21 protein-coding genes are annotated in these 23442 nt (G+C 69.2%); 6 read left to right on the top strand and 15 right to left on the bottom strand.

Annotated elements, in window-relative coordinates; all coding sequences use genetic code 11:
• Window positions 1-50: 50 nt before the first annotated feature.
• The 7 genes from ribH to gltX all read right to left on the bottom strand — a co-directional run bounded on the left by ribH (window position 51) and on the right by gltX (window position 5856).
• Window positions 51-470: a 6,7-dimethyl-8-ribityllumazine synthase gene (ribH, locus tag FBR43_RS14490; RefSeq protein WP_136943762.1), complete on the bottom strand. Its 420-nt coding sequence runs from the start codon at window positions 468-470 to the stop codon at window positions 51-53.
• Window positions 470-1615, bottom strand: a complete 1146-nt coding sequence (gene ribB / locus FBR43_RS14495) for a 3,4-dihydroxy-2-butanone-4-phosphate synthase (RefSeq protein WP_249276613.1) — start codon at window positions 1613-1615, stop codon at window positions 470-472. Before ribB ends, ribH begins: the two co-directional genes overlap by 1 nt.
• Window positions 1602-2213 (bottom strand): riboflavin synthase, encoded by a 612-nt coding sequence (locus FBR43_RS14500; RefSeq protein WP_136943764.1) that lies wholly within the window; start codon window positions 2211-2213, stop codon window positions 1602-1604. Before FBR43_RS14500 ends, ribB begins: the two co-directional genes overlap by 14 nt.
• On the bottom strand, window positions 2213-3208 hold the full coding sequence (ribD, locus tag FBR43_RS14505) for a bifunctional diaminohydroxyphosphoribosylaminopyrimidine deaminase/5-amino-6-(5-phosphoribosylamino)uracil reductase RibD (RefSeq protein WP_249276614.1): 996 nt from the start codon (window positions 3206-3208) through the stop codon (window positions 2213-2215). Before ribD ends, FBR43_RS14500 begins: the two co-directional genes overlap by 1 nt.
• Before the next feature lie 142 nt (window positions 3209-3350).
• A complete protein-coding gene (locus FBR43_RS14510) occupies window positions 3351-3734 on the bottom strand; it encodes a hypothetical protein (RefSeq protein ID WP_249276615.1) in 384 nt (127 codons plus the stop codon).
• 32 nt (window positions 3735-3766) lie between these two features.
• A complete protein-coding gene (locus FBR43_RS14515; RefSeq protein ID WP_249276616.1) occupies window positions 3767-4435 on the bottom strand; it encodes an energy transducer TonB in 669 nt (222 codons plus the stop codon).
• 86 nt (window positions 4436-4521) lie between these two features.
• Window positions 4522-5856, bottom strand: a complete 1335-nt coding sequence (gltX, locus tag FBR43_RS14520) for a glutamate--tRNA ligase (RefSeq protein ID WP_136943765.1) — start codon at window positions 5854-5856, stop codon at window positions 4522-4524.
• Window positions 5857-5957: 101 nt separating this feature from the next.
• On the opposite strand from gltX, the gene FBR43_RS14525 reads away from it, so the two are divergent.
• Complete coding sequence (locus FBR43_RS14525) at window positions 5958-6893, top strand: ribose-phosphate pyrophosphokinase (protein ID WP_136943766.1); 936 nt, start codon at window positions 5958-5960, stop codon at window positions 6891-6893.
• A gap of 45 nt (window positions 6894-6938) precedes the next feature.
• On the opposite strand, the gene FBR43_RS14530 is transcribed toward FBR43_RS14525, so the two are convergent.
• From FBR43_RS14530 to FBR43_RS14550, 5 genes are read right to left on the bottom strand one after another with little or no spacing between them, the layout of a single operon-like run.
• Window positions 6939-7664, bottom strand: coding sequence for an SDR family NAD(P)-dependent oxidoreductase (locus tag FBR43_RS14530; protein WP_136943767.1), 726 nt, complete (start codon window positions 7662-7664; stop codon window positions 6939-6941).
• On the bottom strand, window positions 7658-8803 hold the full coding sequence (gene dgoD / locus FBR43_RS14535) for a galactonate dehydratase (protein WP_136943768.1): 1146 nt from the start codon (window positions 8801-8803) through the stop codon (window positions 7658-7660). The genes FBR43_RS14530 and dgoD overlap by 7 nt, the downstream gene beginning before the upstream one ends.
• A complete protein-coding gene (gene araH / locus FBR43_RS14540) occupies window positions 8796-9794 on the bottom strand; it encodes an L-arabinose ABC transporter permease AraH (protein ID WP_136943769.1) in 999 nt (332 codons plus the stop codon). The genes dgoD and araH overlap by 8 nt, the downstream gene beginning before the upstream one ends.
• Window positions 9791-11314 (bottom strand): L-arabinose ABC transporter ATP-binding protein AraG, encoded by a 1524-nt coding sequence (gene araG, locus FBR43_RS14545; RefSeq protein ID WP_136943770.1) that lies wholly within the window; start codon window positions 11312-11314, stop codon window positions 9791-9793. The genes araH and araG overlap by 4 nt, the downstream gene beginning before the upstream one ends.
• Window positions 11311-12363 carry a substrate-binding domain-containing protein gene (locus FBR43_RS14550; protein WP_249276617.1) on the bottom strand — a complete coding sequence of 351 codons (1053 nt, stop codon included), beginning with the start codon at window positions 12361-12363 and terminating at the stop codon, window positions 11311-11313. The genes araG and FBR43_RS14550 overlap by 4 nt, the downstream gene beginning before the upstream one ends.
• Before the next feature lie 35 nt (window positions 12364-12398).
• On the opposite strand from FBR43_RS14550, the gene FBR43_RS14555 reads away from it, so the two are divergent.
• Together FBR43_RS14555 and FBR43_RS14560 are read left to right on the top strand one after the other, a co-directional pair.
• Window positions 12399-13259, top strand: a complete 861-nt coding sequence (locus FBR43_RS14555) for an SMP-30/gluconolactonase/LRE family protein (protein WP_136943771.1) — start codon at window positions 12399-12401, stop codon at window positions 13257-13259.
• A gap of 46 nt (window positions 13260-13305) precedes the next feature.
• Entirely contained in the window at window positions 13306-14052 is a 747-nt protein-coding gene (locus tag FBR43_RS14560) for a FadR/GntR family transcriptional regulator (protein ID WP_136943772.1), read from the top strand.
• A 10-nt stretch (window positions 14053-14062) separates the two neighbouring features.
• Here FBR43_RS14560 and FBR43_RS14565 read toward each other — a convergent pair whose 3' ends face one another.
• Together FBR43_RS14565 and FBR43_RS14570 are read right to left on the bottom strand one after the other, a co-directional pair.
• Entirely contained in the window at window positions 14063-15082 is a 1020-nt protein-coding gene (locus FBR43_RS14565; protein WP_136943773.1) for an aldose epimerase family protein, read from the bottom strand.
• 72 nt (window positions 15083-15154) lie between these two features.
• Window positions 15155-17980 carry a TonB-dependent receptor gene (locus FBR43_RS14570; protein ID WP_136943774.1) on the bottom strand — a complete coding sequence of 942 codons (2826 nt, stop codon included), beginning with the start codon at window positions 17978-17980 and terminating at the stop codon, window positions 15155-15157.
• A gap of 179 nt (window positions 17981-18159) precedes the next feature.
• Here FBR43_RS14570 and FBR43_RS14575 point away from each other — a divergent pair, with 179 nt between their 5' ends.
• Genes FBR43_RS14575 through FBR43_RS14585 form a run of 3 tightly spaced genes read left to right on the top strand, consistent with a single transcriptional unit; the run spans window position 18160 to window position 21880 of the window.
• Window positions 18160-20370 (top strand): alpha-galactosidase, encoded by a 2211-nt coding sequence (locus tag FBR43_RS14575; RefSeq protein ID WP_249276618.1) that lies wholly within the window; start codon window positions 18160-18162, stop codon window positions 20368-20370.
• Window positions 20367-21245, top strand: a complete 879-nt coding sequence (locus FBR43_RS14580; RefSeq protein WP_136943775.1) for a 2-dehydro-3-deoxygalactonokinase — start codon at window positions 20367-20369, stop codon at window positions 21243-21245. Before FBR43_RS14575 ends, FBR43_RS14580 begins: the two co-directional genes overlap by 4 nt.
• Window positions 21242-21880, top strand: coding sequence for a 2-dehydro-3-deoxy-6-phosphogalactonate aldolase (locus tag FBR43_RS14585; RefSeq protein ID WP_136943776.1), 639 nt, complete (start codon window positions 21242-21244; stop codon window positions 21878-21880). The genes FBR43_RS14580 and FBR43_RS14585 overlap by 4 nt, the downstream gene beginning before the upstream one ends.
• A 191-nt stretch (window positions 21881-22071) precedes the next feature.
• Here FBR43_RS14585 and FBR43_RS14590 read toward each other — a convergent pair whose 3' ends face one another.
• On the bottom strand, window positions 22072-23430 hold the full coding sequence (locus FBR43_RS14590; protein ID WP_136943777.1) for a M24 family metallopeptidase: 1359 nt from the start codon (window positions 23428-23430) through the stop codon (window positions 22072-22074).
• Between the last annotated feature and the right edge of the window lie 12 nt (window positions 23431-23442).

The raw sequence follows: 23442 nt of genomic DNA on the forward strand, positions 1-23442 counted from the left end.
AGCGGGCCGGCACCGCTGGAACGCGCCGAAGGCGCGGTCCAAAAGGCGCCTCAGCCCCAGCGTTCGCGCAGCGCCAGCATCGCGAGCGCGGCTTTTGCCGCTTCGCCGCCCTTGTCCTTGCGTGCGGGATCGGCGCGTTCGAGCGCCTGCGCCTCGTTCTCGACCGTCAGGATGCCATTGCCGATGGCGAGGCCGTCCATCGCCAGTGCCATCAGTCCGCGCGCGCTTTCGCCCGCGACGATCTCGAAATGATAGGTCTCGCCGCGGATCACCACGCCGAGCCCGACATAGGCGTCGAAGCGATCGCTTTCGGACGCCAGCGCGACGGCGGCGGGGATTTCGAGCGCGCCGGGTACCGTCACCGTTTCGTGGCTGTGGCCCGCCGCCTCGATCGCGGCGCGCGTGCCCGCGAGCAGCAGGTCATTGAGATGCGCGTAGAAGCGCGCCTCGACGATCAGCACATGCGCCATCAGGCGTCTCCCTCGATGTCGATGGGCCGCTCGCCGACGATCGACAGGCCATAGCCGCCCAGCCCCACCAGCGTGTGATGCGTGTTGGTGAGTAGCACCATCTCCTCGACGCCGAGCTCGGTCAGGATCATCGCGCCGACGCCATAGTCGCGCAGCTCCTCCATGTCGGCGGGATCGAGCGTGCCCGATGCCTCGCGCAGCGCGACCGAGAAATTGTCGGGCCGCTGGCGATTGATGACGACGACGACGCCGGCACCTTCGGCGTCGATGATCTCCATCGAGCGGCGCAGCAGCCGCCCGCGCCCGCCCGCCGCCGCGCCGAACACGTCGGGCAGCAGCGACAGCGCGTGCATCCGCACCAGCGTGGGCTTGTCGGGATCGACCTTGCCCTTCACCAGCGCCACCTGCTCGCTGCCGGTGGCCTTGTTCCAGAAGGTGATCGCGCGCCAGTCGCCGCCCCACTGGCTGGTGAAGCTCGCCTCGGCGCGGCGCTCGACCAGATGGTCGTGGCGGCGGCGATAGGCGATGAGATCGCGGATCGTGCCGATCTTGAGGCGATGCGTCTCGGCGAAGCCGACGAGATCGTCAAGCCGCGCCATCGTGCCGTCGTCCTTCATGATCTCGCAGATCACGCCCGAGGGGTTGAGCCCGGCAAGCCGCGCGACGTCGACCGCGGCCTCGGTATGGCCCGCGCGCACCAGCACGCCGCCTTCCTTGGCGACGAGCGGGAACACATGGCCCGGCGTGGTGATGTGCTCGGGGCCTTTCGCGGCGTCGATGGCGACGGCGATGGTACGCGCACGATCGCCTGCCGAGATGCCCGTGGTGACACCCTCGCGCGCCTCGATCGAGACCGTGAAGGCAGTCTGGTGCCGCGTGCCGTTCGACTGCGACATCAAGGGTAGGCCGAGCTGCTCGACGCGCGCCTTGGTCATGGCGAGGCAGATGAGGCCGCGCCCGTGCGTCGCCATGAAGTTGATCGCCGCCGGCGTCGCCATCTGCGCGGGGATCACCAGATCGCCTTCGTTCTCGCGATCCTCGTCGTCGACGAGGATGAACATGCGGCCGTTGCGCGCCTCGTCGATGATCTCTTCGGGCGAGGCGAGGAAGGCGTGGCGCAAGCGCGCGAGTTCAGGCTTTTGCACGAAGCTGCTCCATGCGTTGCAGGTAGCGCGCCAGCACGTCGATCTCGAGATTGACGGCATCGCCGGCGGCGAGTGCACCCAGCGTCGTCACGGCCTGGGTATGCGGGATGAGGTTGATCGCGAAGCGCGTGGTGCCGTCGGGACGATCCTCGACGGTGTTGACCGTCAGCGACACGCCATCGATCGTGATCGACCCCTTGGGCGCGACGAAGGGCGCGATGCCGGCGTCGACCGCGAAGCCGATGCGCTTCGAATCGCCGTCGGGCGTTACGTCGGTCACGTGGCCGACGCCGTCGACATGGCCGGTGACGATGTGCCCGCCCAGCTCGTCGCCGAGCCGCAACGCGCGCTCGAGGTTGAGGCGGCGGCCCTCGGCCCACATGCCCTGCGCGGTGCGCGAGACGCTCTCGGCCGAGACGTCGAACGCGAGGCGGCCGGCGGTCTTGTCGACCACGGTGAGGCACACGCCCGAGCAGGCGACCGACGCGCCGAGATCGATCCGCGCGGTGTCGTAGGCGGTGGCGACATGCACGCGCAGATCGCCGCGATCCTCGATCGCGTCGATCGTGCCGATGTCGGTGACGATTCCGGTGAACATCAGGCGCGCTCGTAGACCTCAAGCCGGTCGCTGCCAAGCATGCGGCTGTCATGCAGCCGCCAGCGGCCATGCGCGGCATCGAGCCGGTCGAGCCCGAGATCGCCGAGCGCCGGGCGCCCGCCGAGCAGGATCGGCGCGCGGTAGAGCAGCAGGCGGTCGACCAGACCGGCGCGCAGGAACGCCGCAGCCGTCTGCGCGCCGCCCTCGACGAGCAGATGGTCGACGCCGGCGAGCGCGCCGATCGCCTCGGGCCCGCGCACCGCTTCCCAGCCGGTAGGCGCCGCCGCGCGGGTGAGGAGCAGGCGGCGGGGCGCGCGGTGCTCGAGCCCGGCGAGCCGCACGTCGAGCCGCGGCGCATCGGCATCATGGGTCGCGCGGCCGACAAGGATCGCTTCGTGCCGCGTCCGCTCGACATGGCCGTGCGCGCGCGCGCGGGCGCCGGTGATCCACCGGCTCTCGCCCGAGGCGAGCGCGATGCAGCCGTCGAGCGAGGTCGCGAGCTTGAGGGTGACGAACGGGCGGCCGTGGCGCTGCCGCGTGAGGAACCCGGCCATCGCGCGCCGCGCCGCATCCTCGCCCACGCCGCGCGTCACCGCGATGCCGGCATCGGCGAGCCGCGTAAATCCCTTGCCGTCGGTACGCGGATCGGGATCGCCGAGCGCGGCGACGACGCGCGCGACGCCGGCGGTAATCAGCGCATCGCTACAGGCGGGGCCGCGCGGCGATACGTGCGCGCAGGGTTCGAGGCTGGTGTAACAGGTCGCGCCCCTCGCGGCATCGCCGGCCTCGGCCAGCGCCATCGCCTCGGCATGCGGGCGACCGCCGGGCTGCGTCCACCCGCGCCCGACGACGTGCCCGTCGCGCACGAGGATGCAGCCGACATTGGGATTAGGCGCACCACGCCCGCGCCCGCGCTCCGAAAGCGCGATCGCCGCCGCCATCCAGCGTGCGTCGTTCGAAACGGTGCCGGCCCGCTCCCCCTCCCGGCCACCCATCAACGATATCCTATGGGTGGCCGGGAGGGGGAGTGACGTGCGCTTGCGCGGTCAGCCATGCCCCCGGCATGGCTGAGAACCGCCCGGCGGGCGGTTCGGCCACGCACGCGCTCGTCACTGGCCGGTACCGTCAAGAAAACGCTCAAAGCCCCCAGCGCGTCATGCTGTCGTCGAGGCGCTTGAAGGCTGCCTGCCGCTCGGCCTCGCGCGCCTTGCGTGCGGCGATGCGCTTGTCGCGCTCGACCTTGTCGACCGCCTGCTTGGCGACGATCTGCGCATCGGTGCGATCGAGCGACCAGCTGTCGAAATACTGGATCTCGCGCTTGTAGACGCGCTCGACGCGCGAATCGACATAGAAGCCCGCGAGCAGCGCGGTGGTGATGCCGAGCGAGATGAAGAAGAAGATGAGTTCGTGGCGCTGGCGCTGCGACAGGAAGAAGCGCAGGTCGCGGATCGCGCGGAAGGGCGAGAAGCGGCTGAAATACGACACGCCGTCAACATAGGGGCGCACTGCGCGACGCGCCACCCCGGCCCGTCGGGGCGGCGCGCGCGTTGGCGTCATTCGAGTTCGAAGCGCACCGTCATCACTTTCCAGCTCTCGATCGCCACGCCGTCGCTGGTGGCGGGGCGGAAGCGCCATGCCGACAGCGCCTGCCGGCGCGTCGCCTCGAACAGTCCATCGGACGCCGCGGCGATGCGCTCGACCGCTTTGACGCGCCCGTCAGCGCCGACGCGCACGCGCACCGTCACCCGGCCGCTGATCTCGGCGCGGCGTTCGGCGGCGGGATAATCGGGCTGGAAGCGGCCGGCGAAGCGCGGATCGATCTCCGCACCCGTCATCACCGGCGCGACGGGCGAGGGCTCGGCCGCCGGCATGGTGGCGTTGCCGATGTTGCCGGTATCGAAGGGAATCGGCGCGGGCGGCAGCGGCGCGAGAATGAGGTCGGTACGGTCGGGTGCAGGCAGATCGACGCGCGGATCGGGCCGGTAGGGCAAGGGCGCCGGCATCGGCTCGACGCGCTCGGTGCGCTCGCGCGGCATCGGTTCGGGCGGGGGCGGCTCGTCGACGGGGATGTTGATCGCCTCGAGCACCGTAGGAGCGACGCCGCTCACGATGGTGGGGCCGGCGAACACCAGTGCGGCGACCACGCCGCCATTGATCGCGAACGCTGCGACGATACCGATCGAGCGCCCGCCCGCATTGGCTTGATACCGATTGGCATACATGGACCATCTCCTGCCCGGCACGACGCCGGACAGGAATGTTACAACATTACTTCATTCGCGCCTAAACATTTCGTTTTGCAATGCAATCACCCTGCCCCGCGCAATCGCGTGACCGCAGCATCGCGGCCGATGAGCGGCAGCAGCGCGGCCATGTCGGGGCCGTGATCCTGCCCGGTGAGCGCGAGGCGCAGCGGCAGGAACAGCGCCCGACCCTTGCGCCCCGTCTCGGCCTTGAGCGCGCCGGTGAGCGCGTGCCAGGGATCGCCCGCCCAGTCGATCGTCTCGGCGGCGCGCGCCGCGGCGTGCAGGAAGGCGCGGTCGTCGTCGCTCGTCGCCGGCGGCTCGACCGGTCCGGCAATCACTTGCCACCACGCCGCCGCATCGCCCACCGTGGAGAGGTTGGGGCGCACCGCATCCCACGCCGCCGCCGTCATGCCGTGCGGCAGCCGGGGCGCCACTGCCTCGAACGGCAGCTGGTGCACGATCCGCGCATTGAGCGCGGCCAACTCGCCCTCGTCGAAGCGCGCGGGCGCGCGGCCGAAGCGCGCGAAGTCGAACGCCGCCGCCAGCGCCATCGGATCGACCACCGGCTCGACGGGATCGCTGGTGCCGATGCGCGCGAGCAGCGCGACCAGCGCCTGCGGCTCGATCCCCGCCTCGCGGAAATGCGCGACGCCGAGCGAACCGAGCCGCTTCGAGAGCTTGCCCTCGGCACCCGTCAGCAGCGCGGCATGGGCGAAGGCGGGGGGGGCGGCGCCCAGCGCCTCGAACATCTGCACCTGCGCGGCGGTATTCGACACATGATCCTCGCCGCGCACCACATCGGTGATGCCCATGTCGATATCGTCGATCACGCTCGGCAGCAGGTAGAGCCACGAACCGTCGGCGCGGCGGACCACGGGGTCGCTCATCGTCGCGGGGTCGAAGCGCTGCGGCCCGCGGATGCGATCGTCCCAGACGATCGGCGCGTCGTGATCGAGGCGGAAGCGCCAGTGCGGTGCGCGGCCTTCGGCAGCGAGGCGCGCATGATCGGCATCGGTCAGCGCCAGCGCGGCGCGATCGTAGATCGGCGGCAGGCCGCGCCCGAGCAGGACCTTGCGGCGCAGGTCGAGCTCCTCGGGCGTCTCGTAGCAGCGATAGACGCGGCCCGCCGCCGCCAGTGCCGCAAAGCGCTCTGCATAGGCATCGAGCCGCGCCGATTGGCGCTCCTCGCCATCGGGCGCAAGGCCGAGCCATGCCAGATCGTCGCGGATCGCCGCCACGAACGCCTCGTCGCTGCGCGCGGCATCGGTATCGTCGATGCGCAGCAGGAACCGCCCGCCGGCCTTGCGCGCCCACATCCAGTTGAGGATCGCGGTGCGCAGGTTGCCGACATGCAGATGGCCGGTGGGACTTGGGGCGAAACGGGTGACGACGTGCATCGCCGCGCTCTACTCCGCGCGCGGCACCGGCTGCAATGCGCTCTTGGCGGCTCGGCCAACGCACCCTAAGGCGGCGCAATCACCATGTGGGAGACGGGCGCGTGAAACTTCTGGCGGGCAATTCGAACCTACCGCTGTCGCGCGCGATCGCCCGCTATCTCGAGCTGCCGCTCACCGAGGCGAGCGTGCGCCGCTTCGCCGACGAGGAGATCTTCGTCGAGATCCTCGAGAATGTGCGCGGCGAGGACGTGTTCGTCGTCCAGTCGACCTCGTTCCCCGCCAACGACAATCTGATGGAACTGCTCATCATGATCGATGCGCTGAAGCGCGCATCGGCCAAGCGGATCACCGCGGTCGTTCCCTATTTCGGCTATGCGCGGCAGGACCGCAAACCGGGGCCGCGCACGCCGATTTCGGCCAAGCTGGTGGCGAACCTCATTACCACCGCGGGTGCCGACCGCGTGCTCTCGGTCGATCTGCATGCCGGGCAGATCCAGGGCTTCTTCGATATCCCCACCGACAATCTCTATGCCGCGCCCGTCATGTCGGCCGATATCCAGACGCGCTTCGGCGACCGCAACCTGATGGTCGTCTCGCCCGACGTGGGCGGCGTGGTGCGCGCACGCGCGCTCGCCAAGCGGCTCGACAACGCCGCACTCGCGATCGTCGACAAGCGCCGCGAGCGGCCGGGCGAATCCGAAGTGATGAACATCATCGGCGATGTCGAGGGGCGGTTCTGCATCCTGATCGACGATATCGTCGATTCGGCGGGCACCTTGTGCAACGCCGCCGCCGCGCTGAAGGCGGCGGGCGCCGAGGGCGTGGTCGCCTATTGCACGCATGGCGTGCTGTCGGGCGGCGCGGTCGCGCGCGTCGAGAAGTCGGTGCTCGAGGAACTCGTCATCACCGATTCGATCGGCAATCACGACGTCATCAAGGACGCCTCGCATATCCGCCACCTGACGATCGCGCCGCTGCTTGCCGAGGCGATCAAGCGCATCGCCGAGGAAGCATCGGTCTCGAGCCTGTTCGACTGAGCCGGGCGGACGTTAAAGGCATTTTCAGCTCCGCTGAAACAGAACCTAGAGCCGCCCCATCCTGCCGCCATCGGCGACGATCGCCTCGCCGGTGATGAAGCGCGCGGCGTCGGAGGCGAGGAACAGCGCGAGTGCGGCGATGTCCTCGGGCGTGCCGATATCGGCGGGATCGACGATTTCGGCGCCCGATTTGATGTTGGGGCTCTCGCGCAGCATCAGCGTGTCGATGGCGCCGGGCAGGATGGCGTTGCAGCGGATGCCGCGGTCGCGCCCCTCGATCGCGGTGGTGCGCGTGAGGCTCACGAGCGCGGCCTTCGATGCCGCATAGGAGCCGACGATCGGCGAAGTACGCTGCGCATGCACCGAAGCGACGTTCACGATGGCGCCGCCGCTCGCCATGTAGCGCATCGCCGCGCCCGTCAGCAGTGCGGGTGCAACCAGATTGACCGCAAGCAGCGCCTGCCAGTCGGCAGCATCGTGCGCGGTGAGCGGCTTGAAGATCATCATGCCAGCGACGTTGACGAGCAGGTCGATGCGGCCGCATCGCGCGACGACGGTATCGACCAGCGATGCCACGCGCGCGGGATCGCCAAGGTCGCAGGCGAGCGCGATGGCACCGTTACCGAGTTCGTGCGCCAGCGCATCGGGGGCGGCGCGATCGGCGAGTGCCACCGCATGGCCTTCGGCCACCAGCGCGCGCGCCACCGCGCTGCCGATGCCCCCGGCCGCGCCCGTCACCAGCGCGACGCGCCGTGCAGCCTCGCCTACCATTCGCGCAGCCCCCCATCGCGTCCGCGCCATACCGGGTTGCGCCAGCGATGGCCCTGCTTCGCCGCTTCGCGCACCTTTGCCTCGTCGATCTCGACGCCGAGCCCCGGCCCTTCGAGCACCGGCACCATGCCGCCTTCGACATGCAGCACGCCGGGGTTGGTCATATAGGTCAAGAGATCGGCATCGGCGTGATTGTAATGGATGCCGATCGACATTTCCTGGATGATGAAATTGGGGCTGGCGGCGGCGACCTGAAAGCAGGCGGCGAGCGCCAGCGGACCGAGCGGGCAATGCGGTGCCAGCGCCACGTCATAGGCCTCGGCCATCGCGGCGATGCGCCGGCATTCGGAGATGCCGCCGGCGTGGCTCAAGTCGGGCTGGGCGATGTCGATCGCCGCAGCCTCGAAGAACGGCTTGAAGTCCCAGCGGCTGTAGAGCCGCTCGCCGAGCGCCAGTGGGGCGCAGGCCTGCGCGGCGAGCTGGGCGATCGCCTCGGGATGCTCGCTCAGCACCGCTTCCTCGATGAACAGCGGGCCATGGGGTTCGAGCGCGCGGATGACCTGGCGCGCCATCGGCTTGTGCACGCGCCCGTGCAGGTCGACGCCGACGTCCATCCCCGTCTCGCGCACGAGCCGCAGCCGTTCCACCGCCTCGGCGATCGACGCCGGGCCGGACAGCCACTCCATGTCCTCGGTGCCGTTCATCTTGACGGCGTCGAAGCCCTGCTCGCGCCGTTCGCGCGCGGCGTCGGCGACGTCGGCGGGGCGGTCGCCGCCGATCCATGCATAGACGCGGATGCGGTCGCGTACACGCCCGCCCAGCAGGTCGGACACGGGCACGCCGAGCAGCCGGCCCTTCAGGTCCCACAGCGCCTGATCGATGCCCGACAGCGCCGACATCAGCACCGGCCCGCCGCGGTAGAAGCCCAGCCGGTAGAGCATCTGCCACATATCCTCGATGCGCGAGGCGTCGGCGCCCACCAGCCGGTCTGCCGCGGCATCGAGCGCGCCCACCACCGCCTCGGCATGGCCTTCGAGGCTGGCTTCGCCCCAGCCCACCGCGCCCTTGTCGGTCTCGATGCGCACGAACACCCAGCGCGGGGGGACGAGAAAGCTCTCGATCGCGGCGATCCTATGCATGGCGCGTCTCGTCTCCCTGAGTGCGGCGGGCAGCGCGCGGCCAGAATGCCAGCCCGCCAAGGCTGCCCGTCTGCCGCATGCGATCGGCGATGACCGCCAGCAGCAGGATTCCGCCGCGCACGACATATTGATAGAAAGTGGGCACGTTGAGCAGGTTGAGCGCGTTCTGCGCCGCGCCCATGATGAGCACGCCGACGATCACGCCCAGGATCGTGCCGACGCCGCCCGACAGCGATACGCCGCCGAGCACGCAGGCCGAAATCACCGCGAGTTCGAGCCCGACGCTGGTATTGGGCTGTCCGCTGGTGATCCGCGCGGCAAGGATGATGCCGGCGAGCCCGGCGACGAGGCCCTGGAGCGTGAACACCGCGATGCGGATGCGCGCGATCGGCACGCCCACCAGCCGCGCCGCCTCGGGATTGCCGCCGATCGCCAGCACGTTGCGGCCAAATACGGTGCGGTTGAGCACGAAGCCGAACACGCCCATGCTCGCGATCATTGCCCAGATCGGCCAGTTGATGCCGAGGAAGCTGCCCGATCCGATCGCGTAGAACGCCTCCGAGGCGATCGCGACCGATTCGCCGCCCGATGTGAGGAAGGCGAGCCCGCGCACCATCTCCATCGTCGCCAGCGTCACGATCAGCGAATTGACCTGCAGTCCCGCCACGATCGCGCCGTTGAGCAAGCCGACGGCCGCGCCGCCCAGCAACCCCGCGACGACGCCGAGCACCACGCTGCCGCTGGCGTTCATCACCACCGCGGCAAGCACGCCCGACAAGGCGACGGTCGAGCCGACCGACAGGTCGACTTCGCGCATCGCCAGCACCAGCATCATCGTCGCGGCGATGGTGCCGACGAGCGTTACCGACAACAGCAGCCCGCGCAGATTCCGGACGCCCAGGAAATCGGGCACCGCCAGCGCGAGCACGGCAACAAGGATGAGAAGCGCAACCGCCGGGCCGGCGCGGCGGAAAATGTCGGACAGGGTCATGCAGCCTCGTCGTCAAGAAAAGGATTGCGCGTGCCGCGTTCGGGCAGCGCCAGGCGCAGCAGGCGATCCGCCGTCGCGTCGGCGCGGTCGACGATGCCGGCGATCCGCCCCTCGCACATCACCACGATGCGATCGGCGACGCCCAGCACTTCGGCCATGTCGCTGGAGGCGAACAGCACGCTGCCGCCGTCCTCGGCGAAGCCGTAGATATGGCCGTAGATCTCGCTGCGCGCGCCGACGTCGATGCCGCGCGTCGGCTCGTCGAGCAGCAGGATGCGCGCGCCCGCCATCAGCCAGCGCGCGATGATCGCCTTTTGCTGGTTGCCACCCGACAGCGTGGCGATGGCGACATCGGGCGACGCGGCCTTGACGCGCATCGTGCCGATCTGCCGCGCAGCCTCGGCGGCTTCGGTCGCGCGGCGCAAGAGCGGCGTCGCGCGCGCGAGGTTGCGCCAGGCGAGCGCCACATTCTCGCGCACCGACGCCACGGGGACGATGCCCTGGTCCTTGCGATCCTCGGGCGCGAGCGCGAGACCGGCGGCGATCGCCGCGCGCGGCTCGCCCGGCGGCAGCGCGCGGCCTTCGACCTCGACATGGCCGGCATGCGGGCGTACCGCGCCGAAGATCAGGCGGAACAGTTCGGAACGCCCCGCCCCCACCAGCCCGAACAATCCCAGCACCTCGCCGCGCGCGACCGCAAGGTCGACGGGCGCGCGCACCCCCGGCCCCGCAAGTCCCGCGACGCGCATCGCGACATCGCCATGCGTCCGCGGGCGATAGGCGTAGATGTCGGCGATCTCGCGCCCCGCCATTGCCGCCAGCAGGCGCGGCTCGTCATCGGCGCTCACATGCTCGGCATCGAGCACATGGCGGCCGTCGCGCAGCACCGTCGCGCTGTCGGCGAGCGCGAACACCTCCTCCATGCGGTGGCTGACATAGATGATCGCCCGCCCCTCGGCGCGCAGGTCGCCGATGATCGCCATCAGCCGCTCGGTTTCGCGCGTGCTGAGGCTGCTCGTCGGCTCGTCGAACGCGATGATGCGCGCGTCGCGCAGCAGCGCACGGCCGATCTCGACCATCTGGCGCCGCCCGATCGAGAGGTCGCCGAGCCGCGTGTCGGGATCGATCGGCTCGCCCAGCCGCGCGAGCACCGCGCGGGCGCGCTCGCGCATGGCGATACGATCGAGCAGCCCATGGCGGCGCGGCAGCGCGCCAAGCAGCAGATTCTCGGCGACCGACAATTCGGGCGCCAGTTGCAGTTCCTGGTGGATGATCGCGATGCCGGCATCCTGGCTCTCGCGCGGCGAGGCGAAGCTGCGTGCCTCGCCCGCCACGGCGAGCGTGCCGCTGTCAGGGCGATACTGGCCGCCGAGGATCTTGAGCAAAGTCGACTTGCCCGCGCCATTCTCGCCGATCAGCGCGCGCACCTCGCCGCCGCGCACCGCGAAGCACACATCGTCGAGCGCGACGACGCCGGGAAAGCGTTTGCCAACGCCGCGATATTCGAGCAGCGCGGTCATGCGATCGCCTCGCGCGCCAGCACCTGCCGGAAATTGTCGCGGCGCATCAGCGTGCCGCTGGTAAGCGTCACGGCGGGCGGGCGGATGCCCTGCGTGATCCAGCGGTACATCGCCGCCGCGGTGTCATAGCCATGCGCGCGCGGCGACAGCAGCACGGTGGCGAAGAAGCCCGTCGCCACCGGCTTGGCGAGATCGGCGACCGCGGCTTCCGACCCGCCGATGCCGACGCCGATGATCTGCGCGGGCGCCATCGACAGGCCCTCAGCGGCGCGCACGCCACCCAGCACGCTCTCGTCGTTCAGCCCGATGATGATCCAGCGATCGATGCCGCCGGCCTGCGTCATCACCGGCGTCGCGGCGGTGAACGCACCTTCGGTATCGGTGGTGCGCTGCGGCGCGTCGAGGATGCGCGTAAAGCCGCGCGCGCGCAGTGCCTCGACCGCGCCGCCGGTGCGTTCGCGCGCGGTTTCGAGACTGTCGAAGGCGAGACGCAGCACGCCCGTTTCAGCGGGTGCCCAGCCGCGCCGCGCGGCCTCGGCAGCGGCAGCATCGCCCGCGAGCCGGCCGATCGCCACCGCCGAGATGCCAACATAGGGCATCGCCTCGATCGGTGCGCCATCGGCGCCCACCAGCCGGTCGTCGACGGCGAGCGCCTTCATCCCCGTATCGGCGGCGTAGCGCGCGATCGCGGGACCGAGACGCGGATCGGGCGCGCAGATGATGAAGCCGTCGGCATAGCGTGCATAGAGCGTGCCCAGCGCCGAGAGAACGCGGTCGCCATCTTCGGCGCCGATCTCGATGAGCGTGAAGCCCAGACGGTCGGCGGCGGCGCGGGCGAAACGCCATTCGTCCTGGAACCATTGTTCCTGCGGCATCTTGACGACGAAGCCGATGCGCACGTCGTCGGGCGCGCGCGTGCAGCCCGGCAGCGCGGCACCGATGCCGAGCGCTGCCGCACGCTGAATCGCCGCTCGCCGCGATACCGGCATGTCTGTGTGTCCCCCCTCGCCCGTGCCGCGCATGATGCGCGGATGAATCGACAAGCCCATCTTTATATCATACTTATTATTTGGAAAGGGTGCTTATGCGCGATGATTATGCGATCCTGGTAGAAGCGGCGAACCGGCTGGGGGAGGGCCCGGCCTGGATGCGGCGCCACGATGCGCTGTTCTGGGTCGATATCGTCGCGCAGCGGCTGTGGCGGCGCGCGGCCTCGACCGGCGAGGTCGCGCATTGGGACATGCCCGCGCCCATCGGCTGGATCGTCGAGCGCGCGGGGCGCGACGATTTCCTCATCGGCCTCAAGAGCGGCGTCGCGGCGCTCGATCTCGATCCGTTCGCGATCCACCCCGTCGCGGCACCCGAGCCCGATCGGCCCGGCAACCGGCTGAACGACGCCAAGGTCGATGCCGCCGGCCGACTGTGGTTCGGATCGAAGGACGATGTCGGCGACGCGCCCTCGGGCGCGCTCTACCGGCTCGATCCCGATGGCGCGCTGTCGCGGCACGACGACGGCTATATCGTCACCAACGGCCCCGCCTTCAGCCCCGACGGGCGCTTTCTCTACCATAACGACAGCGGCCGCGGCCTCGTTTATCGCTATGCGCGCGACGACGATGGCGGCATTTCGGACCGGCAGGTCCTCATCACCTTCGAGGGCGACTGGGGCTATCCCGACGGCATGACGACCGATGCCGAAGGCGGGCTGTGGATTGCGCACTGGGCGGGCAGTCGCGTCAGCCGCTTCGATCCCGACGGGCGGCTCATCCGCAGCTGGGCACTGCCCGCGCGCAACATCACCAGCTGTGCCTTTGGCGGCGAGGCGCTCGACCGGCTGTTCGTGACGTCGGCGAGCCTCGATTCACCCGGCAGCCCGGCCGATGGAGCGCTGTTCGAGATCGACCCCGGCGTTCGCGGATTGCCTGCCACCCCTTATGGCGGGTAATCGATCTTCGCATATCCCGGCGTCCGTATCGGACTGGACTGTCAGCATGGTGGCCAATATCTCGCCAGACGAATTCCGCACCGTCGACGACGGGCGCAACATCACCGCCAGTATCGTCAACGATCTGGGTCGCGCGATCGTGACGCAGACCTATGGCGCCGATCATCCGTTTCCAACCGAGGCCGAATTGTGCCTGCGCTACGGCGCCAGCCGTCCCGTGCTACGCGAGGCGGTGAAGATGTTGACTGCCAAGGGCCTGCTGCTCGCGCGCAAGCGCGCGGGCACTTTCGTGCAGCCCGAGAACAACTGGAACCTGCTCGACCCCGACGTGCTGCGCTGGATGCTCGAGCGCGACTTCTCGATCGACCTGCTCATCGACTTCACCGAGATTCGCATGTCGATCGAGCCGCGTGCCGCGACGCTGGCGGCGCATGGCGCGAGCGGCCCGCAGCGCCGCGCGATCATGGCAGCGATCGAGCAGATGTTCGCCGCCGATCGCGGCGAGGCCGACGCGCTTGAGGCCGATATCGGCTTCCATATCGCGGTACTCGAGGCGAGCAACAACCGCTTCATGCGCCAGTTCACCGACCTCGTCGTCACTACGCTACGCTTCTCGATCCGGCGCACCAACGAGTACAAGGGCGTGCCGCGCGCAAGCGCCAAGGAGCACAAGCGCGTCGCCGACGCCATCGTCGCGGGCGAGCCGGCGCTGGCGGGCGCGCGGATGCGCGAACTGATCGGAGGCGCGCTCGAACTGCTGCTCGTCGCGGGCAACCACCCGTTGCGCCCCTGAGCCGCGGCGCTCAGCCGAAGCGCAGCAGCGTGCGTGAGCGGTAGACGCCGCCCGGATCGAGACGCGTCGAGCGCAGGTGCGGCAGGTTGGCGGCGTCGGGCAGCCCCTCGGCCTCGAGGCACAGTCCCGATCGCGCGCCGAAGCGGGGGCGGCCGGGGCGCGTGGCCAGCCCGCCATCGATCCAGTCGCCCGAATAGAAATGCAACCCCGGCTGGTCGGTCGCGAGGTGCAGCGTGCGGCCGCTGACGGGATCGTGCAGCGTCGCCGCGGGCCGTACGCGCCCTGGCGGTCCGTCGATCAGCAGGCAGTGATTGTAGGCACGCGCGGCATCGATCTGCCTCGGCTCGCGATAGTCGAAGGGCGTGGCGGCGACCTCAACCTCTGCGCCTGTCGGCAGCGCCTCGGCATCGATCGGCAGGAAGCGCTGCGCGGCAATGCCCAGCACATGATCGTCGATCGCGCCCTCGCCGTCGCCGGCAAGGTTGAAATAGGGGTGCGTGACGAGATTGACGTGCGTCGGCCGGTCGGTGCGCGCGCGATAGGCGATCAGCAGCGTGTGCGGATCGAGCAGCGCGAAGGTGGCGGTGGCGGACAGCGCTCCGGGATAACCCTGGTCGCCATCGCCGCTGACCAGCCGCATCCGCACGCCGCGCGCGAGGCGGGTGGCGCGCCAGATGCGGCGGTGGAAGCCATCGGGGCCGCCATGCAGCTGATGCCGGCCCTCGTTCGCCGCCAGCCGGTGCATCACGCCGTCGAGCGCGAAGCGCGCATCGCGGATGCGGTTGGCGACGCGCCCGCAGGTGGCGCCCAGATACGCATCGGGCGCATCGGCGCCGCCCGCCGGATAGCGCGCGGGATCGGCATCACCGAGGATGACGTTGGCCATCGTGCCCGCACGATCGGGCGCCTCGATCGCGAGCAGCGTCGCGCCGAGCGAGGCGAGCGTCACGCGGATGCCGCCGGCGTCGAGCACGAAGCGTTCTGCCTGACGCCCGTCGGGCAACGTCACCGCGTCGCGCGTCACTCTCATCGCTCGCGGCCTCCCGCCTAGAAAAACGGGCGGCCCTCCGTTGCCGGAAAGCCGCCCACCCCCTTTTGGCGTTCAGAAGTTGGTGCGCAAGCCGATCATGATGCGGCGGCCCTGCGTCGATTCGGTAATCAGCCGCTCCTCGAAGCGCGAGAAGCTGCGGAACCGCTCGTCGGTGAGGTTCAGCACCTCGCCGAACACCGAGACATTGTCGTTGATCTTCGCCGAGGTGCTTAGGTCGATCTGGTTGTAGGCGACGATCTGCTCGGGCTGGCTCTGCGGGCCGAAGGTCTGGCGCAGGAACGGCGCGCGCCAGTTGTACGCGCCGCGCAGCATGAAGAAATCATCCTCGTAGAACAGGATGACGTTGGCGGTGTCGGACAGCCCCTCGACGTTGAACGTCTGGTTGCTGAGCGACGGATCGAAGCGGATCGAGCTTTCGACGAGCGTGTAGTTGGCGGTGACGCCCATGTTGCTGAGCGGCCCCGGCAGGAAATCGAACGTCGACTGGACCGAAAATTCGACGCCGTAGACCTCGCCGTCCTGGCTGTTGAACGGCCGGTTGGCGATGAACGGCAGGCCGAAATATTCCTCCTGCTGCTGGCCCGAGATGATGAAGTTCTGGAGCTTCTTGTAGAAGCCGGCGACCGAGGCGTAGCTGGTGCGGCTGAAATAATAGTCGACCGCGGCATCGGCGTTCCAGGCGAGGAACGGGCGCAGGAACGGGTTGCCGCCGCTCACCGTGCTCGAGGCCGGCGGACGGAACACGAAATCCTGTGATAGCCCCAGCCGCGTCAGCGTCGGCCGCGTCAGCGTACGCGAACCCGCAAGGCGCAGCGTCAGCTGGTCGGTCAGGTCGAAACGCAGGTTCAGCGTCGGCAGCAGATAGGTGTACTGGTTGCTTGCCGTCACCGGGATCGTCGGGCTGTAGACGGGCACCGCCGCGGTCGGATCGGCGGGGTTCTGGATCACGTCGAGCAACGTCACCGAGAAGCCGGTGACGAACACATCGGTATGCACCAGCCGCGCGCCCGCCATCGCGGTGAAGCGGCCAAGGCCCAGATCGGCCTCGAACGCGCCTTGCAGATAGGCCGAATAGGTGTTCTCGCGCACCGTGCCCGATCCGCGATCGCGATCGATGGGATCGAGGCTGTTGTTGTTGCCGCGATAGACCGCGAGGAAGCGCTGGCGCGCGGCGATGCGATCGGCCTCGGTGGCGCCCGAATTGACCTGGTTCACCGCTTCGGGTGATCCGTAGAAGGCGACGAGCGCATCGCGGTCATAGGTCAGCCAGCTCAGATTGCGGCCGAGCACGTCGGCGTTGAACTCGCTGAACAGGCTGCTCGGCGCGACCGCCAGATAGCCGCAATAGAAGCAGCCGAGCGGCTCGGGCGATTCGCGCACCTGCGTCGTCTTCTTGCGGTTGGTGTAGAGCACGCCGGCGCGCAGGCTGTCGAGGAAGCCGTCGGTCTCCCATGTCACGTCGATGCTGCCCTGGTTGACCGTATCGCTGTTGCGGCCGCCGCGTTCGGAGCAGCAGTGCAGGCGCGGCGCCGAATTGTCGTTGGTCGGCAGCACGTTGGTCATCGTCGGCAGCCCGTCGGGCCCATCGAGCACGAAGGTGGGCGTGACGCCGATCTGCCGCGTGCCGACGACGTAGAACAGCTGGTCCGAATTGTTGCGCGTGTTCGAATGCGATCCGTCGAAATCGACGGTCAGCGTGTCCGACACGCGCCATTCGGCGTTGAGGCCGAGCTGATAGGTGCGCGCGTTCTGCGGATTGGTGGCAAGGATGTTGTCCGATGCGAGGCCCGCCGTTGCGGTCGCAGGCAGCACGGTGAACTGCGTCGCGGTACGGTTCTCGTTGATCGTCGCGCTCGTGATGCGCGCGGGGTCGACATAATAGCCGAGCTGGTTGGTGACGCTGTCGGTCTTCTGCTGCGTGTAGAGCGCATCGAACTCGAAGCGCAGCGCGTCCGACGCCACATAGTCGACCGCGAAGGTGCCGCCGATGCGCTCGCGATTGTTGCGCGTCGAGGTGAAGTTGAGCGTGCGCGGCAGCGCCACGCCCAGCCCCTGCGCCGAAGGCGTATCGCGCACGCCGTCGCCATTGGTGTCGATATTCTGGTTGATGATCCAGCCGTCGGTCGAGATGTTCGAGAGGCGCGAGATGCGCTTGTCGTAGATGAAGCTGGCGAGCACGCCGAAGCTGCGGTCGGCGTTCGAATTGCTCAGCACGCCCGAGATGATCGGCGTCACTTCGTCCGAGGTATTGTCGTGCACGCCCGCCGCGCTGCCCGCGAAGCGCAGGCCGGCGCGGTCGGTGGGGCGCGCGGTGCGCAGGATCACCGTCGATCCGATGCCGCCTTCCTGCAGCCGCGCTTCGGACGACTTGTAGACTTCGGCGCCGGTGATGAGCTCGGACGACAGGATGTCGAACGAGAAGGAGCGCCCGCCGCCCTCGGTCGAGAGCAGGCGGTTGTTGAGCAGCACGGTGTTGAACTCGGGGCCGAGGCCGCGAACGGTGATACCGCGCCCCTCGCCATTGACGCGATCGATGGCGACGCCGGTGATGCGCTGGAGCGATTCGGCAATGTTGGCATCGGGGAAGTTGCCGATATCCTCGGCCGAGATCGCATCGACCACGCCGATCGTCTCGCGCTTCAGCTCGAGCGCGCGGTCGAGCGACCCGCGAATGCCGGTAACGACGATCTCGCCTTCGGCAGCCTGCGGATCGATCTGGGCGCCGGTCGGCTGCGGCAGCGGATCGGTCTGCGAAGCGGGATTGTCGGCCGGCGGCGTCGCCTCGTCCTTGCCAGCACGCTCGCTCGCCAGCGCCGGCGATGTCAGCAACAGCCCGAACGCCACGCCCGACATCAGCTTCGTCGCGAAAGATTGCATAGTCCGCACCCCCGGTCCTCCCTCACCCAAATCCACGATTTTTCACTCGTGTTCAAATTAAGTATGATATAATTTTGGGGTTGTCGAGAGGGTTCTCGCGCTTCATCGTTCAAAAGTCAGCGCGCCTCACGGCTCCGTCGATCGCGTGGTTTTGGGTTATGTATGATAAAGGGGTTGCGATGAGATCGAAGTCAGCGTGGCTGTCCGCAGCGGCGATCGTCGTGGCCATGGCATCGCCGGCGCATGCCGAATCGGACTATGACGCCGGGCGGCGGCTGTTCCGGCTCGACGGCGGCAACGTCACTTATGCCTTCAAGGTAACCGCCGAAGGCCTGCTGCAATCGGTCTATTGGGGTGCGCGGCTCGGCGAGCGCGACGCGATCGACGGTCCGGTCATCACCGGGCACAGCGGCTTCGACGTGACCGCCAATGTCGTGCCGCAGGAATATGCCGGCCAGGGCGGCGGGCTGTTCGCCGAACCCGCATTGAAGGTCGCGTGGCCCGACGGCAATCGCGACCTCGTGCTGCACTATGCCGCGCACCGGCTGGGCCGCGATTCGATCGAGATCGACCTGCGCGACATCCAGCGCCCGCTCACCGTGACGCTGCGCTACACGATCGATCGCGACACCGGCATCGTCGGGCGATCGGCGGTGATCGCCAATGGCGGCCAAACCGACGTGCGCGTCGATCAGGCCGCTGCCGCGGGCTATACGCTGCCCGTCAATCCCGCCTACCGGTTGCATTATACGACCGGCCGCTGGGCGGCCGAATGGCAGCGGCAGGACCGCCCGCTGACGGCGGGCGCGACGCTGCTCGAAAGCCGGCGCGGATCGACTGGATCGGAGCATAATCCCTGGTTCGCCGTCACCGTCGACGAGCGCACCACCGAGGAGGCCGGGCCCGTATGGTTCGGTGCGCTGGCGTGGAGCGGATCGTTCCGCATCAGCGTCAACACCGATGTCGCCGGGCGCGCGCGCATCGTCGGCGGCTACAACCCGTTCGACTTCGCCTATCGGCTGGCACCGGGCGAGCGGCTCGAGACGCCGGTCTTCTATGCCGGCTATTCGGGCGAGGGGATGGGCGACGCCTCGCGCCGGATGCACCGCTTCCAGCGCGCCGAGATCCTGCCGCGCGAGGATGGTCGGCTGCCGCTGCGCCCCGTGCTCTACAACAGCTGGGAAGCCACCGAGTTCGACGTCGACGAGGCGGGCCAGATGCGGCTCGCCGAACAGGCCGCGCGACTGGGCGTCGAGCGCTTCGTGATGGACGATGGCTGGTTCGGCGCGCGCAACAGCGACCGCGCGGGGCTGGGCGACTGGCAGGTGAACCCCGAAAAATTCCCCAACGGCCTCAAGCCGCTTATCGACAAGGTGAAATCGCTCGACATGGAGTTCGGCCTGTGGGTCGAGCCCGAAATGGTCAATCCCGACAGCGACCTCTACCGCCAGCATCCCGACTGGGTCATCAACTTCGAGGGTCGTCCGCGTACCGAGGGGCGCAACCAGCTGGTGCTCAACCTCGCGCGCACCGACGTGCGCGACCATCTGCTCGGCGTGCTCGACCGGCTGCTCGCCGAGAACGACATCGCCTTCCTCAAATGGGACTATAACCGCAACTGGTCCGAACCCGGCTGGCCGCAGCTGGCGCCGGCCGACCAGCAGCGCATCTACGTCCAATATGTCCGCAACCTCTATTACATCCTCGACGAGCTGCGCCGCCGGCATCCGCGCGTAGAGATCGAGAGCTGCTCGGGCGGCGGCGGGCGCGTCGACATGGGCATCATGGCGCGCACCGACCAGCTATGGACCTCGGACAATACCGATCCCGTCGATCGCCTGCTCATTCAGGACGGCTTCACCCAGGCCTATGCGCCGGCGGTGATGATGGCGTGGGTCACCGACAGTCCGCACTGGGTCAACGGGCGCGAGAGCTCGCTCGCGTTCCGCTTCCTCTCGGCCATGCAGGGCGGGCTGGGGATCGGCACCGACCTTGGCGACTGGAGCGAGGAGGATTTCACCGTCGCGCGCAACTATGTCGCCATTTACAAGCGCATTCGCGCGACGGTGCAGCAGGGCGAGCTCTACCGGCTGCATCGCCCGACCAAGGGCAATGTCCATTCGGCGACCTTCTATGTCGGCGAGGATCAGGCGCAGGCGGTGCTGTTCGTGCTGACGCAGGGCACGCATCTGGGCGATCCGCAGGGGCCGGTGGTGGTGCGCGGCCTCGATGCCGAAGCGCGCTACCGTGTCGAGCGGATGGACGGCGAGCCACTGGTGCCCGGCACGCCCGCCGAGGCAAGCGGCGCGTTCTGGATGGGACGCGGCATCGACGTGCCGCTGCGCGGCGACTTCCAGGGCGCGGGCCTGATCTTCACGCGCGTGCGATGAGCGACGGGCGCTTCATCGCGATCGACTGGGGCACCACCAACCGGCGCGCCTGGCTGATCGAGCGCGGCCAGGTGCTGGCGGCGCACCGCGACGATCGCGGCGTGCGCGCGATGGCGTCGGCCGACTATCCCGCCGCCATCGCCGAGCTGCGCGCGCGCTTCGGCGACATCCGCGTGCTCGCCGCGGGCATGGTGGGGTCGAGCCGCGGCTGGCGCGAGGCGCCCTATGTCCCCTGCCCCGCCGGTGCCGCCGAGTTGGCCGCGCAGCTGCTCGAAGTCGAGCGCGATGTTTGGATCGTCCCCGGCGTCAGCCATCTGGGCGAAGGCCGGGCCGATGTGATGCGCGGCGAGGAAGTGCAGCTCATCGGCGCCGTCGCCGCCGGGCTGGCGCCGCACGACGGCCTGCTCGTGCAGCCGGGCACGCACAGCAAATGGGCATGGATGCAGGGGGGCCGCATCGCGCGCTTCGCGACCGCAATGACGGGCGAACTGTTCGATCTGCTGCGCCGGCACAGCATCCTCGCCGAGATGATGCGCGAGACCCCCGACCCCGACAGCGACGCCTTCGCGCTCGGCGTCGCGCGCGGCGCGGCGGGCGAAAGCCTGCTGCATGCGTTGTTCGACGTGCGCGCGGGCACGTTGCTGGGGCTGCGCGACGCATCGGCGGGCGCCAGCCTTGCCAGCGGATTGCTGATCGGCGCCGAGATCGCGGCCCACCGCGCCGACATGGCAGGCGGCGTGCATCTGCTCGCCGAAGGGCCGCTCGCCGCCGCCTATGCCCGCGCGATCGCGCTTTCGGTCGCGACGGCGCATGTTGTCGATAGCGAAGCGGCGTTCGTAGCGGGAATTTCGATGATCGAGGAGATGCGCCGATGACGCCCGCCCAACGCCTGCAAACCGCGCTTGCGGCCTGCCCGCTCGTCGCCATCCTGCGCGGCGTCACCCCCGACGAAATCGATGGCATCGGCGCCGCGCTGATCGGGGCGGGGTTCGGCATCATCGAAGTGCCGCTCAATTCGCCCGATGCGCTCACGAGCATCGAGCGGCTTGCCCGGCGCGCGGGCGACGCCGCGATCGTCGGCGCGGGCACGGTGCTGACACCGCGCGATGTTGCTGCCGTGCGCGACGCTGGCGGCACGCTGATGGTGTCGCCCAACACCGCGCCGCCCGTGATCGCGGCGGCGGTAGCGGCGGGGATGATCGCACTGCCGGGCTATTTCAGCCCAAGCGAAGCGTTCGCCGCGCTCGATGCGGGCGCGCACGGCCTCAAGCTGTTCCCCGCCGACGGCACCACGCCGACGATGTTGAAGGCGCAGCGCGCGGTGCTGCCGCGCGCCACGCCGGTGCTGGCGGTAGGCGGCATCACGCCACAGACGATGGCGGCATGGCGCGCGGCGGGCGCCGACGGCTTCGGCCTCGGATCGAACCTCTACAAACCCGGCCGCACCGCAGCCGTGGTAGCCGCATCGGCCGCCGAATTCGTCGCCGCCGCCGCGTCGCTGCCCGGCTAGAGCCTGTTTCAGCAAAGCTGAATCACCATTCACCGTTCGTGCTGAGCCTGTCGAAGCACTGTTCTTTCTTCGGGCGTCGTAGAAGGTCGGCACTTCGACAAGCTCAGTGCGAACGGTGATGGGCACGCGAAGTCAGCACGAAAGCGATATAGAGTCGGTCCAGCAAAGCTGAACAGGGCGGCACGATCCAATCAGGCGCGGCACAGCAGTTCGCCATGCCGCAGCCACAGCGGCGCAAGGCACAGCGGCGTCGAGGAGAGCGGCAGCACCGCTTCGGCGACGGGCACGCCGATCACCTCGGTCATGAAGCGCCGCCGCGCCTGCATCCGTGACCACACCGCCGGATGGCGATCGGCGAGCTCGTCGCGCAGCGCTTCGTCGGCGAACACCACGCAATCCTCGCAGTTGAGCGCCCAGCCGTCGCGCATCGGCGTGGGGATGACGTCGACCTGCATGTGCATGCCCGAGCGGATGCGGTCGGCGGAGCCAGGGCGGACGGGGGTATTCGACCATTCCTCATGCCCCGTCAGATGCCCCGGATTGAGCAGCGAGCGCAGCCCCGCCTGCGCCAGCGTATCGACCACCGCATCGTGCAACACGCCGCCCGCCACGCCGATATCGGCGACGGCATACCAGCGCGCCAGCCCCGCGAAATAGCCCTTCGCGACATCGACGAACGCGTCGTTGTCGTCGTCGATCAGACCCGCGCGTGCGGTGAGCGCCCCCCAAAGCCCCACCGCCGTCGAAGCGCCGTCGCCGTGCCCGATGCGGCGATGGCCGGGACTGGCGAGGCCGATCACCGCGCCGCCCGCGGCATTGCCCGTCGCCATCATCGCATGGACGTTCATCGGCTCGCCGCGATAGTGCATGTGCGCTGCCGCCTCGCGCTCGGTCATGCCGGGGCGCGCATGCGCGACGATGTTCCACACCATCTCCGAGCCGCGCGCCGCCGCCGCCTCGAAGATCGCGATCTGGTCGGCATCGATGATCGAGCGATGGCCATGCTCGGGATGCAGCATCACCTGCGTGCGATCGACCACGCTGCCCGCGACGCGCGAAAGTGCGTGCAGATAGGGCGCGGGGACGAAGGCCGGCGGCTCGCCTTCGTCCCACTCCTCGGGCGCCAGATATTTCCAGCCGATCACGCCCACGCTGTCGCCCGCGCCGATGCCCGCCGCGCGCAGCACGTCGGCAAGGCGCGGCGCCTGTGTGCGATCCTGCCCCAGCAGGCTCATCGTCTGCGCGAGCATCACCTCGAGCCCCGGCAGCGGCGATACCGTGGCGTAGGGCACGCATTCGTTGCCGGTTATGAGCACGCGGCGCCGGTGCGGACCCAGCAGCAGCAACGCTTCCTCGAAGCGCGGCTCGAAGCCCGAGAGGAACATGACGTTGGCGAAATGCTCGCGATCGGCATAGGCGCACAGCCAGTCGGTGCCCGCCGCCGCCAGCGCGGCATCGCAGCGCGCCGCATAGCGCCCGGCCGGCAACGCCGATGGCGGCTCGACCGCGCCGAAATCGGGGATCGCGATCGGACGAAGCAAGATGGCCATGGATCGGCAGTC

It is taken from the genome of Sphingomonas baiyangensis, assembly GCF_005144715.1.
Classification (GTDB): domain Bacteria; phylum Pseudomonadota; class Alphaproteobacteria; order Sphingomonadales; family Sphingomonadaceae; genus Sphingomonas; species Sphingomonas baiyangensis.